This window comes from Leadbettera azotonutricia ZAS-9 (genome assembly GCF_000214355.1).
GTDB classification, from domain to species: domain Bacteria; phylum Spirochaetota; class Spirochaetia; order Treponematales; family Breznakiellaceae; genus Leadbettera; species Leadbettera azotonutricia.
Genome location: NC_015577.1, coordinates 1,370,193 through 1,383,590 on the forward strand (window position 1 = coordinate 1,370,193; position 13,398 = coordinate 1,383,590).

9 protein-coding genes are annotated in these 13,398 nt (G+C 47.4%); 5 read left to right on the plus strand and 4 right to left on the minus strand.

What is annotated here, in order from left to right:
• The first annotated feature begins 4 nt into the window (after positions 1-4).
• Positions 5-1,147, plus strand: a complete 1,143-nt coding sequence (locus TREAZ_RS05880) for an MFS transporter (RefSeq protein WP_201764787.1) — start codon at positions 5-7, stop codon at positions 1,145-1,147.
• A gap of 5 nt (positions 1,148-1,152) precedes the next feature.
• Here TREAZ_RS05880 and TREAZ_RS05885 read toward each other — a convergent pair whose 3' ends face one another.
• Positions 1,153-2,169 carry an NAD-dependent epimerase/dehydratase family protein gene (locus tag TREAZ_RS05885; RefSeq protein WP_043923334.1) on the minus strand — a complete coding sequence of 339 codons (1,017 nt, stop codon included), beginning with the start codon at positions 2,167-2,169 and terminating at the stop codon, positions 1,153-1,155.
• A gap of 150 nt (positions 2,170-2,319) precedes the next feature.
• Between TREAZ_RS05885 and TREAZ_RS05890 the strand changes: the two genes are divergently transcribed.
• From TREAZ_RS05890 to TREAZ_RS05905, 4 genes are all read left to right on the plus strand, one after another.
• Positions 2,320-3,555, plus strand: coding sequence for an integrase catalytic domain-containing protein (locus TREAZ_RS05890; protein WP_015710904.1), 1,236 nt, complete (start codon positions 2,320-2,322; stop codon positions 3,553-3,555).
• A 152-nt stretch (positions 3,556-3,707) separates the two neighbouring features.
• Complete coding sequence (locus TREAZ_RS05895; protein WP_015710906.1) at positions 3,708-4,889, plus strand: aldo/keto reductase; 1,182 nt, start codon at positions 3,708-3,710, stop codon at positions 4,887-4,889.
• A gap of 69 nt (positions 4,890-4,958) precedes the next feature.
• Positions 4,959-5,822 (plus strand): aldo/keto reductase, encoded by an 864-nt coding sequence (locus tag TREAZ_RS05900; protein ID WP_015710907.1) that lies wholly within the window; start codon positions 4,959-4,961, stop codon positions 5,820-5,822.
• A gap of 6 nt (positions 5,823-5,828) precedes the next feature.
• Positions 5,829-6,527 (plus strand): hypothetical protein, encoded by a 699-nt coding sequence (locus tag TREAZ_RS05905; RefSeq protein WP_015710908.1) that lies wholly within the window; start codon positions 5,829-5,831, stop codon positions 6,525-6,527.
• On the opposite strand, the gene TREAZ_RS05910 is transcribed toward TREAZ_RS05905, so the two are convergent.
• The 3 genes from TREAZ_RS05910 to TREAZ_RS05920 all read right to left on the minus strand — a co-directional run bounded on the left by TREAZ_RS05910 (position 6,492) and on the right by TREAZ_RS05920 (position 13,374).
• Positions 6,492-8,492, minus strand: a complete 2,001-nt coding sequence (locus TREAZ_RS05910; protein ID WP_148257717.1) for a hypothetical protein — start codon at positions 8,490-8,492, stop codon at positions 6,492-6,494. The two genes, TREAZ_RS05905 and TREAZ_RS05910, sit on opposite strands and share 36 nt — an antisense overlap.
• Positions 8,493-9,187: 695 nt before the next feature.
• Positions 9,188-10,267 carry a TRAFAC clade GTPase domain-containing protein gene (locus tag TREAZ_RS05915; protein WP_015710910.1) on the minus strand — a complete coding sequence of 360 codons (1,080 nt, stop codon included), beginning with the start codon at positions 10,265-10,267 and terminating at the stop codon, positions 9,188-9,190.
• Between the two features lie 38 nt (positions 10,268-10,305).
• Positions 10,306-13,374, minus strand: a complete 3,069-nt coding sequence (locus TREAZ_RS05920; RefSeq protein ID WP_148257719.1) for a hypothetical protein — start codon at positions 13,372-13,374, stop codon at positions 10,306-10,308.
• Between the last annotated feature and the right edge of the window lie 24 nt (positions 13,375-13,398).

Genomic DNA, 13,398 nt, shown 5'->3' on the forward strand with positions numbered 1-13,398 from the left:
CTATGTGGTTCAAGCCATAGTCAATAATCTGGCGCCCTTGTTTTTCATCATATTTTCCGAAAGATACAATATCTCCTATGCGGGCCTTGGCTCCTTGGTTATGCTCAACTTCCTTATCCAGCTCATTGTGGATGCCTTCTGCATCAAGTTTGCGGCGCGCATCGGGTATAAGAAGCTTCTTGTCATAGCCCAGGCAGCCAGCGCCCTGGGGCTCATACTCCTCGGGGTGCTGCCCCTCTTCATCACGCCTATTTATACCGCCTTGATAATGGCAGTCGTGGTCTATGCTTTCGGAGGCGGGCTTTTGGAAGTGCTGGTAAGCCCTGTGGTGGACGCCATTCCGGGGGAGGCGGAACAGAAGCCCGCTGCCATGAGCCTGCTCCATTCTTTTTACTGCTGGGGCCAGATGGCAGTAATACTGGTGTCCACATTTTTACTGTCGATTATCGGCCTTGATCGCTGGTATATACTTCCTGTACTGTGGTCTGTAATTCCCCTGGCAAACATGTTCCTTGTAGCCCAGGTGCCCATAGTGCCCGCCATAGCGGAAAAAGACGCCATGGGCCTCCGGGGCATGATGAAGGCGCCGGTGTTCTTTGTGTGCCTCCTCATGATGCTCTGCGCGGGCGCCAGCGAGCAAGCGGTAGCCCAGTGGGCCTCCCTCTTTGCGGAAAAAGCCCTGGGGGTTCCCAAGGTCATGGGCGATGTTTTTGGCCCTGCAATGTTTGCGCTTTTCATGGGCCTGGGCAGGGTCATCCATGGCCTCCGGGGCGGTAAGATGAACCTTTTCGCCTATATGTTCTTCTGCAGCATCCTTTGCATACTCTGCTACCTGGGCATCACCCTGGTGCCCCATCCTGTGGTGCAGCTCATAGCCTGCGCCCTGACCGGTTTCGCCGTGAGCATCATGTGGCCTGCCGCCTTCTCCCTTTCAAGCGCCCGCTTCCCCATGGGCGGCGCTGCCCTCTTTGCGGTGCTGGCCCTCATGGGCGACATGGGCTGTTCTTCCGGCCCCTGGATCGTGGGCCTTGTTACCGATGCTGTGGGCAGCATTCGGGCGGGCATACTGGTGTGCATAGTATTCCCCGTGCTCTTTTTGGTGACCCTGTTCTTTTTAAAGAAGCAGACGAAAGAAATGAAGCAGTAAACCCGCTACCTCTTTAGTTCAGCCAAAGCTTTTTCCCGGACATCGATGATGCGGTCGCACCAGGCGTCGAATTCGGGGTCTTCTTTTTGGCATTCCTTGTGGGACAGCATGTATTCGATGGTTTTCCGGGCGCCCTGGTCGAAGCGGATTATGGCAGTGAAACCCGGTACAAGGCTTTTGAGTTTGGCATTGTCGAAGACCGCGCAGTTGGCTTTGTCGCCTATGAGGCCGCCCTGGAAATCGTAAGGGCCTGCGGCGTGGAGGAATTCGCTGGAGATGTGGACGGGCTTGAGGGGGACACCCAGGATGGACGCCACGGTTCCGTATATTTGATTCCAGGTGAGGACTTCGTCGGAGGTGATCTGCACCATCTCGCCCAGGGCGTGGGCATTGCCCATAAGGCCAATGAAAGCCTCGGCGAAATCGCTCGAATGGGTCGTGGTCCAGAGGCTTGTGCCGTCGCCGTGGACGATCACCTGTTTGCCTTCGAGCATGCGCTTCAAGGTCTGCCAGCTTCCGTTTTTGCCGTGTATGCCCAGGGGCACGCTCCGCTCATCGTAGGTGTGGCTGGGGAGCACTACAGTGATGGGGAAGCCTTCTTCCCGGTACTTATGGTAAAAGAATTCCTCGCAGGCTATTTTGTTCCGTGAATATTCCCAGAAGGGGTTGGAATGGGGGGTTCCCTCGGTAATGCGGTAGCTGGAAGGGGGCTTCTGATAGGCCGAGGCCGAGCTTATAAAGATATACTGCTTGGTCTTGCCTTTGAAAAGCCGGTAATCCCGCTCAGCCTGCTGGGGCGTCATGATGATAAAATCGGCAACCACATCGAAGCTCAGGGCTTTGATCTTCTCCGCTGCTTCCTCTTCGTTGTTGATGTCGCAGGTGATCTCGTTTACCCCGGCGGGGAGTATGCTGTGACGGTTCCCCCTGTTGAGGAGCCAGAGTTCCCAGCCCCGGTCAGCCAGTTTCCTGGTGATGGCGGTGCTGATGGTGCCTGTGCCGCCTACAAATAATGCTTTCATGGTAAAATGATTATACAACAGGGCATGGGAGATTTCAATGCCTCGCGTTGCCTCATAAATAATCTAACCCAAAACAGGGAATGCCTCATAATAAAATTCTAACCCAAATTATGTAGCCTATATCCGGTAACAAGGGTACCGGAGGGCTCAATGGGGTTAACGATGAAAGAGAAACAGGCGCTTGCCAGAGAAATCAGCATGCGGTATCGCAAAGCCGGGAAAAAGGGCAAGACCGCTATCCTGGACGAGTTTGTCCAGAACACAGGGTACAACCGGAAATACGCCCTGCACCTTTTGGCGAATTGGGGGAGAACGGAACTGGTCAGACTGGCCGGAAGGGTTGTTAAGCTCAAGGCCGATGCGTTTAAAAAACGAAAAGCAGGGGGAGGGCGGAAGCCGGTCTACCAGGCGGCAACGATAAAAGCCCTCAAACTGATTTGGGAGTTCTTTGATTACATGTGCGGGAAAAGGCTTTCCCCCTTCCTCCGGGAACAGATGCCTTTCCTCAATCCCTGCAAGGAGTTTGGCATCACCAAGGAGGTAAAGGCGCAGCTGCTTGCCATAAGCCCCGCCACCATCGACCGGAAGCTCAAGCCTGAACGGAAGAAGCTGGAATTAAAAGGACGGAGCGCCACACGGCCCGGCGGCCTCCTCAAGCACCAGATCCCCATCCGTGTCTTTTATGCCTGGGATGAGAGGAAACCGGGCTTTTTTGAGCTGGATACGGTGGTTCATGACGGCGGAAACGCCTCAGGCGAGTTCTGCTGTACCCTCAATGCCACCGATGTCTATTCAGGCTGGGTGGAGCTCCGCGCCCTCCTCAACAAGGCCCATCGCTGGGTTAAAGAGGAGGTGTCTCTCTTCCCCTCCCAGTTTCCCTTCCCCCTTTTGGGCATCGACAGCGATAACGGCGGGGAGTTCATTAATTACCAGCTCAAGGCATGGTGTGACGAACACCGCGTCCAGTTCACCCGCAGCCGTTCCTACCACAAGAACGACAACTGCTTCGTGGAGCAGAAAAACGACATGACCGTCCGCAGGACCGTGGGGTACTATCGCTATGACACCCTCCAGGCCAGAGACGCCCTGGCCGAGGTCTACCGCCATCTCTGTCCCCTGCTCAACTATTTTTACCCTTCAGAAAAAATAATCGCCAAGGAGCGGATAGGGGCCAGGGTCAAGAAGGTGTACGACAAACCCAAGTCGCCCTACAGGCGCCTCTTGGAATCCCCTGACCTTCCTGATATTTTTAAGAACGAGCTTCGACGCAGGGCTGCCCGTCTCAATCCGGTCAAGCAGAAACGCCTGGTCAACCATGCACTGATGGCTCTCTTCGAGCTTCAGAGCCAGAAGTCCCTTGCTGCTTCGGCTCTTGAAGATATTTAGCTACGGTTAGATTTTTATTGTGAGGCAGCCGTTCTTTTCGGTTAGATTTTATTTTGAGGCATTACGTGCCTCGCCCGCCCGCGAAGGGTTGACTTAACGTTAACTTTAAGCCCTATAGTAAATTCAATAATTTTTTCAGGAGAGGTGAAGGAATGCAATACCGGAATTATGGGAAATTGGGCTATCAGGTTTCTGCTTTTGGCATGGGGTGCATGAGGCTTCCCAGGCTCATCAATGCCAAAAGCGAGGCAGAGGTAGATAAGGAAAAAGCTTTTGAGATGATACGCTATGCGGCGGATCACGGGGTTAATTATTTTGATACAGCTTACGGCTACCACAATAAAACATCCGAAGAGGTTCTTGGCGAAGCCCTTGAAGGGGGACGCCGCGAAAAGGTCAAGATTGCCACCAAGCAGCCCTTTGGGGTAATGGCGGATCTTAAGTCCGGGGGCGGGAAAAGCATACTCGAGAATGCCCGGCGCAATCTGGAAAACACCCTCAAGAAACTCAGGACCAGCTACCTTGATGTGTACCTCATCCACAACATCGGGAAGTCCACCTGGGAAGATATCAAAAAAGAAAAGGTCATCGAAGAATATGAAAAGTTCCGTTCCGAGGGGCTTATCAAGGCAATAGGTTTTTCCTACCATGGTCAATTCCCCTGCTTTAAGGAAGTGCTGGAGTTTTACGACTGGGGAATGTGCCAGATCCAGCAGAATTTCATCGACATAAAGAACGAGGCAACCGAGGAAGGCATACGCATAGCAGGCAAAAAAGGCTGCGCCCTGGTGATCATGGAACCCTTGAGGGGAGGCCTCCTTGCTACCCCCCCTGATTCGGTAAAGGCCATTTACAATGAATACCCTGTTAAGCGTAACCCTGTGGAATGGGCGTTCCGCCATGTGTTGAATTACCCCGAGGTAAGCACGATTTTGAGCGGTGTTACAACCATGGAACAGCTCAAGGACAATATCGAAATATTCGCCAAACCTGACGTGGTCCCCGGCTGCCTCACGAATGAAGAAAAAGAAATTCTCTCCAGGGTAAAATCAAAGTACGAATCCCTTACGGCTATACCCTGCACTGGCTGCGAATACTGCCTTCCCTGCCCCCAGGGCGTGCAAATCCCGCAGGTCTTTGCCCGTTACAACGACGGCAAAATGTTCGGCAGCTTTGATCCGCCCAGGCGGAGCTATATGTTTCTGACCAAGGGGAATGGCGATGCTTCCCATTGTGTTGCCTGCGGTGCTTGCGAAAAGAAATGCCCTCAGCATATCGCTATAATCGACGAGCTTAAAAAAGCCCATGAAGCTCTCAAGGGCTGGATTGAGTAAGGGGCAGGCCATGGATTTAATTGACCAATACAGGCATATTCATTAAACTTTACAACGAATGGAGGTTGTATGGAAAAGCGAATTTTAGGTAAAACAGGGCTGGAAATCAGCGCTTTTGCGTTCGGCGGCATTGTGGTGAGGGACACCCCCCAGGCTGAAGCGGATCGCATAGTTATCGAAGCTATCGAACACGGGATTAATTATTTTGACGTTGCGCCCTCATACGGCAATGCCCAGAACATTCTTGGGCCTGCCATTGCCCCCCACCGTTCCAGGATCTATCTGGCATGCAAAACCGAAAAGCGAACCAGGGACGAGGCCCAGGCTGCGCTGGAAGAATCCTTCAAGCTTCTCCATACGGATTATTTTGATGTATACCAGCTTCACGGTGTTGAGCCAAATGATGTGGATACAATATTGGGGAAAAACGGCGCTCTTGAAGTGCTAGTGGATGCCAAGAAAAAAGGCCTCGTGAGGAACATAGGGCTTACCACCCATCACGATTCAGTGGCCCTTAAGCTGATGGCTACCGGCGTTTTCGATACCCTCCTTTTCCCCATCAATTGGGCCTGCTGGATAAAGAACGGCCTGGGCCAGGAAGCCCTTAAAGAAGCAGCCAGGCAGAACATGGGCAGGGTTGCCATCAAGGGCCTTGCAAAATGGGCCAAGGAGCCTAAAGAAGACGGCTTCCCCAAATGCTGGTACCGCCCCATCTTTGATGATCCCGAACTTGCGGAGCTTGCATTGCGCTTTACCATGACCCAAAATGTGCATACAGCAGTAAGCCCCGGGGATGTTCGCATGCTGAGGCTTGGCATCTCCATAGTGGAGAAATACAACGGGACAGTCCCTGCCTTGAGCAAGGCGGAACTTGATGAACTTACCCGCCGGGCTCGCCTGGTGGAGCATACCGTCTTTGCTCCAGCCGCTTAGGAAGCAATGGACAATTCAGACAGGTTCCTTAAGGAGCTTGGGGAGTATCGCCTTCTCTGGGCGGGCTTCAAGGAACTCCACGCGAAATACGAAGAACGCAAAACCCGTCTGTGCCTCCTCCTCGAAGAGCTTGAAGGCTTAAGGCGCAGGACCCTTCGGGAACTTGGAAAGGCAGCCCGCTTCACCAAGCACCTGACCCCCTTTCAGCGCAATGAGCTTGGCCTATTGCCGGGAAAGGGGAATGTTTGGTTTGTTCCTCAAGGGCAGATGGCTTCTTCCCAAAAAAAGCAAAGAGAACTCCCCAGCCTCGATCCTGCTTCCCTGCCTGTTCCCAGCGACGCGTATTCAAACCGCAGGGAGCTTAAGGCAGGTACCTTGGGGCTTCTTTCTCAGATTGACGCACTTAAAAAGAGCCTGCTTCAGCTGAATCTCCTCGAATTGCGGGTGAGAGAGCTCCTCCTTTCGATTAATAAAGCCATGAAGGCCTATGCCCATGAATACCGGGTTGTTAGGAGGAGAATCTACCCCATATTTGTTTTGAGCGCTCTTGGCAAGTCCTGGAGGCGCCTTAAGGGCATGACTTATTTTACCCCCCGCGATATAATAGAGCTTACGGTACTGGGAGATATTGCCGTTAATATTGCAGGGATGACTGAATCGCCCGTCCTGTCAATTTCCAAAGATGAAATTCCCCAATTTTTTTAACAGGGATCCATTATTTTCATATTCTTTCCGAGCAATAACCAGCATATTGGAAAATATTTTTTTTAGACCAGGTTGTTTATCTGTCAGCATTTGTAAATTTTCGTTTAGTTTATTCGAAAACACTTTGGAATATGATATTGGCAGCTGCGCCCTTATTTTGGTTTGAAGAGATAGAAAATATGTTTCGCCAATAGCTGAACAAATCTGATTCATTAATTCATCATTATCCAATTGTGGATTATAAGCAAGTAATTGTAGAATGCTTATAAAATTTGCAGGGGATTTAGAAACAATGTCCGTTATTTTATCAAGGTATTTTTTTGCATATTCTTCAAAAGCATTTCCGGGGAATTTGAACACTGATAATAACATCGCATGCTGGGCATCAGTTTTTATTGCAGGGACAATTTTATCAATTAGTGTTTTGCAATAGATAGTTTCTGTAAAATCCAAATCAACGGATATTTTACTCCCCATGTTTTCTTTAAGGATGGCAGTTAATTTATCCGGTTGTCCGCTATATTGTTGGAGGTTTGCCAATAATACCCCGCAGGCAGAACGGGAATAGTTTGTTTCCCCGGAGGCCAGGCTCATAAGTTTCCGCTCAACTGCATCCTCGGGGGATCTTGGCTTGATTATTAATGGAAGTTTTTTGTCAATTAGTTCATAAAGCTCAAGTTTGGCCTTTTCGTTCAGGTTTGATGTTTCCAGACGATCAAGTATTGTTGAATAGTGCGAAATATCTGACCTGTTAATATATTCTTTAAAGAATGCCCTTCCATGTGGGTAGGGCAGGGGGTTTTTGTAAAGAGCATGGAATATTGCATAGAGATCGTCTGTTTTTGTGCCCTGCTGCATTTTTACGATCAGAATATATTCAACCCGCCCGGTAAACCCTTTTTCAAAAAGACTGTGGCAAAAAACGTCAATATCTTTGATGGAAAATTTGTCTGTATATACATCGGTAACACAACCCCAGAAAAAACTGGATGTATTGGCATCAGTGCGGTATTTTTCCCCCAGGGGCAAAATAAGTTTTATTGCCTTTGCAATAGTATCGATATAAGTTTCGATAATATGTTTGGAAATTTTATTATTCTTTAATTTAATCCCTTGATTCAACGCACTTATAAGAAGCTTATTCCAGTTTTCGTCTCCTGGCTGTTTAAGGGTTTGAAGGCACGAGGAATATATGAATAATATCTGTTCTATGGTGTCTGGATTAGCGGTGTCAAGTATCTTTCCGTATTGCACTGCATATTGTTCGTTAACAAGTTTCTTTATGGCTATAGGCGCAAAGGGCTGCTTTTTTAAATTTTCAAAGCTTTGCATTAATGACGGGGAGCCTTTGGCCAGTTTGCCTGTAAAAGCATTTAATGCGATACCGCACAATTCCTCTTCATTGGCCTCTCCCATTTTATACATGCAATCAATAAGGCGGTATCCACTTGCCTCGTCTCTTTGCATTAAACGCCCTATATTGGAAACAAGCTTTTTGGATAGCATGTTATTTGCTGATAAATTGTGGTCTTTTTCCAGCAGCAATTCAAGATATTCAACAAGGTTTTCGCAAACCCATGCACTGTCATCGGTATAAAAGATATAATTATAGGCAGAATACAGTTTATATATATCGGGGGATATTCCAATATCACTAATCCCGGATAGAAAACCGCAAAATGATTTATGAACCTGATCAAAGCGGGTAATGGCGGTATAGTATTCGTTGTCAATGTCGGCATCGGCCTCAAATGAGAAGGTGTTCTGGGTGCCATCAAGCAGGCAATAGGGAGAAGCCGGCAGGACACGCATGGCATTGGCCGCGCTATCCCGTATATCAATGCCAATGATCATTGCCTTAAGCCGTTTTTGGGAATTTTGTTCTGTAAATGCGCAGGAAAGACCGTTGTTGCCTATGCTGTACCGGTTCCCTTTGGTGCCGCCTGTTGCGGCTGCATCAGACATCCTTGTAGCAAACGGGATTGTGCAGGCAATTTCAGGAGAAAAAGCATATTCAATAGCCGCAATCCAGAGTTCTATATTTTTGGTGGTGTCTTTAATTATAAGGTATTTTCTTTCCCCAGGGGGAAGGGCATACTGGCTGAAAAGAAACCATACGGCGGCTTTTAAAAGTTCAGTGCGTTCCTGGGAAATGAATTTTCCGGTTGTTTCAAAATTTATAGCCCCCGGCTGTAATGGTGTTTTTCTTTGGGGTAAAAACGGAGGCAGGTTTTCCCTGTATCCGTAATAGTAATCTTCGCTTTTATCCTTGGCATCCCAATCCCTGCTTCCGAAAGCTTCGCAGGGATAAGCGGCAAGATCCCCGGCGAAAATATGGGAAATGTAGTTACCGGATCTTCCTTTGGAATTGGGGATAGGGTGAAAATTCTGAAACAGGGGCTTGCCCTTTTCCGGAACAAAGTATAAATAAGCATCGTCAATAAAATCGGGTTCGGAAAATGGATGAGCTATACTGGCTGCATTCTTCAGGAATGGCAAATCAGGGATTGATCCGTCATGAAACATTTCTTCGCTGCATGAATGGAATTTATACCCCTCATTGGAAATAGGGCCGCCTTTTTTAAGAATGTCCCTGCCTGTTCCGCATCTTGTATATATCAATTCATTCAACATAGCTCGTTCCTCCCGGGATAATATTTTTATTTAGAATCTATAAACTTATTTTTGGCAAAAAGCCATAATGCAGGATCCAAAACACGGTGTGGATGGATAGGACTTAATTGGTCAATTGAAACGGGGACTGCGCCGAAACTGGACACCCCAAAGAATACAAATTCGTTGAAATTTGCCTCCAAGCCATTGATAAACGCAGTTTCGCCTTTATCCTGCATCCAGCTTCGTATATCATTGTCTACTGCCCTGGAATCGCTTTCATGAAAATAATCGATATGGGGGCTTGGCGAAGATACAGGCCGATTTCTGAATTCATGCATAAGGGCATCCATTTTTGTAAAAACCACCGCTACAGGCACATTTATCTTCTGATTAAACCTGAGGCCCCGGGAGCTTTTGATATAAGAAGCTATATTATGAACAACATCGCTCGAATCCTTATACATTGAAGCTCCTACTCCGGATATGGATTTTTCATATACTTCTTTATCGAGCGAATTTCTTACGCTCTGAAGTATCATAGGATCAATAACAACCATAATGGCCTTTGAAACTGAGATATAACGGCATTCAGGCGAATTTTCGTCAATATTTTCATGATCCTCGCCGGCTCCGTCAAAAATACTGAAAGTATAGGTCTTAATGGTATTGAACGCCTGGCGGTTAAGATTTTGGATGCGCCAGATTTGCGGGGTAGGTTGGCCACTTCTGGTTGATCCGGGTTTTTTGTGTTCTTCGTAGATCAACTGCCGATTTGCACTATGGGTTTCACGGGTGTATTTGTTTTGCGGCGCTATAGATAATTGCAAATTTGCGGTCTTTCGAAGCTCTTCCAGCATTACGGTTATATAATTTGTTTTCCCTGCCCCTGACACCCCGACTATGCTGAAAAGCAGATTTGGTGTATAAATCATATCGCGCGGTAGTTCGCCTTCGCATTTCGGGCATAAAATTTTGAACGCCAATTTACCGCATTCTTTGCATGTTACTTTTTTAGTTGCCCTTTCTATAAGAGTTGGTTTTGAATTATGACCGCAAGATCCACATTGGTATAAGAGGTCATCCTTATCAATGCTGCCAAAGCAGTAGGGGCAAATTATTTTCATATCCAGTCTCCTCCTGTACTATTATAGTTCCGCAGATTTTAAATCTGGCCGGTAAACTTTTCGATAAAGCCTGTGCGGTATTCATCAACTGAATCCTCATTTCTTAAAAAAAGGCTTAAATAGGTTCCCTTTGGGATATTTTTATTCACTATATAATTGAGGGAAACCTGCTGCATTGGCTTATATTCAAGTTCCCCGGTAGCATATAGCTCAATAGCATGCGAATCCTTTGGCGAATGGAGCATGGAATTATTTGAGCTGTAGCAAAGGGCCAGCGGGGGCAATGTGGTAATGGAATTAGTTGCCCTGAATTCAATGATGAGTTCAACCTCCTGGGAAAAGAGCTTGCGCTTAACACCCCAATTGATGGCCGCTGGACGCTTGTTGCTGAAGCGTTTTTTTACCGGTTCCGCATATTGTATTTTATTCCCTGTCTCATATGCGGTGATAAATGTTATATAATAATCCATATCTTCGGTAATTCCCGGAACCGCTATCTCGTTTGATTTCATGCAGGCTGCCACAGATATCCTTGTCATTTCGGGGATGTCCTTTATGCTGCCCCAGGGAACATTATTATCAGTCTTTCTTCTGGCGAAATAATATATGCAGGACATATTATCGGGCAATGGCGTATTAAGGGTAAAATACAGGATTGTATTCTCCAAGTGGGGCTTTCCGGCCAATTCACAGGGTTTGCAACTGTTTATGAATACTGTATTGCTGGCAATCCCGCTGCTCCCGAAGGATGAAAAACACACGACATTGAAAAAAGTCCCTTCTTTTACCTTAATGCTTGCAGAGCCATTTTCTGCCCGGCCTGTAATAATTACTTTCCCGGCAGAACGGATATCGTTGTCACTGTATGTCTGGCCTTCCTGGATAACAGCATTCTCATTTAACATAACAAATCTAAGATCAAATCCCGGTTCTATAGGATCCCATGCCAGGCGGCTGTTTTCGCCATCTCTTTTAACGGAAAGCCTGATTGGTTTGGGCTTATGCTCGGGAAGGACTGTAAAAGTTAAGCCCGCAGACGGAATTGTTCCCGAATTATCTGAATAAAGGGCCTGGAGCCGGTATCCGTAACGCTGTCCGCATATTAAATTTGCATCATTAAAACTGCGCTGGGCATTGTCGGATAATTTTTTAGCATTATCATTAAGCGAAGGGACGCTGCCATCTTTCCGGGTAATGCGTACGCCGATGCAATTTTTGGGCAAATCCCAGGTCATGGAACAGGCGCGTTCTCCGGTCTCAATTTTTAATGTTGCTATATCAATATCTTTGTATGATGCGGCTGTGGCACCGGTTCCTTTGGAGGTGATATCAAAACGTTTGGCAAATATTGAATAACCGTATAAGATTCCAGGCTCAATGTTTTTATCCTGAAAATCCAGGGAAAATTGATCATCTAAAAGGATGGCGCCGTCATGAATATTGGCCGGGATGCCGCCTGTCTTGCGGACCAAGGAATATTTAACCGCCTCATCCGGGGATGGGGCCCATAAGATGGCGCAATTCCCGGTTGCCGGATCGGGCTTTGCGGTGAGCATAGGAGGGGGCGCCGGCGGAGTTGCTGCCAAAAATGCCCGGGCAGCTGCATAGTCGGCACAGTCATTTAGGATTTCAATGCAGATTTTGGCTTTTTGAACCGGGGTCATTGATGCAGTGGATGCAAACAGCTTGTTTGCCTTCTCAATCCGGGTTTTTACAGGCGCCTCAAAGGAAGATATATCCAATTTCGGCTGTTTTATGCGGAGGTCCGCAATTTTGAAAGCTGCAGCTTGCAGTTTTTTGCTGTCAATTAAGGCGCGAATTTCCTCCAGGGGCTTTTCATATTTTGCCAGGGCCTCTTTCAGGCTTTTTTCCAGGGAACCCAATCGGGGTTCCCTCGGATTGGCATTCCTGGCCTTTCCAAATTCCTTTTGCGCCTCAACAAGGTCAAAGCGTTCCAGGGCGTCAATTGCCGCGTCATAATACATCCCAAAGTTTTTGACCCCGGCTATAAAAAAGCTGCAATTTCCCTTTGGGCAATATTCAGTGCGGGTAGGAACAAATTCGCCGCATTTGGGGCACGGAATGTAAAGAGCGGCTCCGCATGCGGGGCATTTGGCTTTTTTTGCGGTTTCAAAGCTGGTAAATGTGGAATCCGTGCCGCAGGTGCATGAAACATTTATTATGATTTGTTCCGGTTCATAGGGGTCTTCCAAAAGAAGGGCTTCTTTATTATAGATTGCAAGAGCCGCATCATAATTGGGGAAAACCTTTTGGATTTTCTTGATGCAGGATTCGGCGAATTCGGGTAGTCTTCGTGTTGTTTCGATTGTTTTTTTCAGTGTGTTGAACAAGTCCCGCAAATTTTCGTAGAGCAGGGAATTCTGATATTTTTTCCGGTTGTCATCGCTGTTAAAGACCTGAGTGATGCCTGTCGAACAGAGGGTTGATAGAACATGGCCGATATCATCGCTGCGCCGGGTATATTCCGGCGCCTTTACCTGTAGGGCGCTCTTTATATCTACCGTATTCATGGAAACATAGGATGAGCCTTTTGCTAAATTATTTTCTATATAGGCAGTGAACCAAAACAAATCGCGGATTTGCGTTAAATCAGCGCCCTGGGGGTCCTTATGGGATTGCAAGGAAATAATATTCCTGTTTATGGTATCCAGTGTAACGGATTCAAGAAGCTGAGGGAGGGTGCCTTTAGTTTCAATAATGGTGAAACCTTCACCCTGAAATATTTCTTCTACCGATTCCTTGCTCAGGCGATGGGTTTTCCGGTATGAATTAATCTTCCCCTTTGTAACGGTACGATTTCCAGTGCTTGCGGTTATCTCAATTATGCCTTTTAAGGAACTGACAGCTTTTTCCTTCATTTCTGCCGCTTCAGCCTTGTATTCCTCCGTGGCCGGGTTCATAACCTTGCACAGTGGACCGGGACTTTTCTCGTCCCCTATGAGTTTTTTTATTTCGTCAAGCTTTTTTCTTTCATTGGTATCCGTTTCCGCCTGAAGCCGGGCTTCTGTTTCTTTTCTTAAATTATTGATTTCTATTTCTATCTTTTTTGCATTTTTTTCGGGAGGATCAAATATTATTCTAGGCAATAATTCAAAAAAGTTTTGCCTGGC

Bases quoted from the DNA above. Each gene is read 5' to 3' on its own strand.
- TREAZ_RS05885 (WP_043923334.1), bottom strand. From the start codon at position 2,169: ATGAAAGCATTATTTGTAGGCGGCACAGGCACCATCAGCACCGCCATC.
- TREAZ_RS05890 (WP_015710904.1), top strand. From the start codon at position 2,320: ATGGGGTTAACGATGAAAGAGAAACAGGCGCTTGCCAGAGAAATCAGC.
- TREAZ_RS05895 (WP_015710906.1), top strand. From the start codon at position 3,708: ATGCAATACCGGAATTATGGGAAATTGGGCTATCAGGTTTCTGCTTTT.
- TREAZ_RS05900 (WP_015710907.1), top strand. From the start codon at position 4,959: ATGGAAAAGCGAATTTTAGGTAAAACAGGGCTGGAAATCAGCGCTTTT.
- TREAZ_RS05905 (WP_015710908.1), top strand. From the start codon at position 5,829: ATGGACAATTCAGACAGGTTCCTTAAGGAGCTTGGGGAGTATCGCCTT.
- TREAZ_RS05910 (WP_148257717.1), bottom strand. From the start codon at position 8,492: ATGTCTGATGCAGCCGCAACAGGCGGCACCAAAGGGAACCGGTACAGC.
- TREAZ_RS05915 (WP_015710910.1), bottom strand. From the start codon at position 10,267: ATGAAAATAATTTGCCCCTACTGCTTTGGCAGCATTGATAAGGATGAC.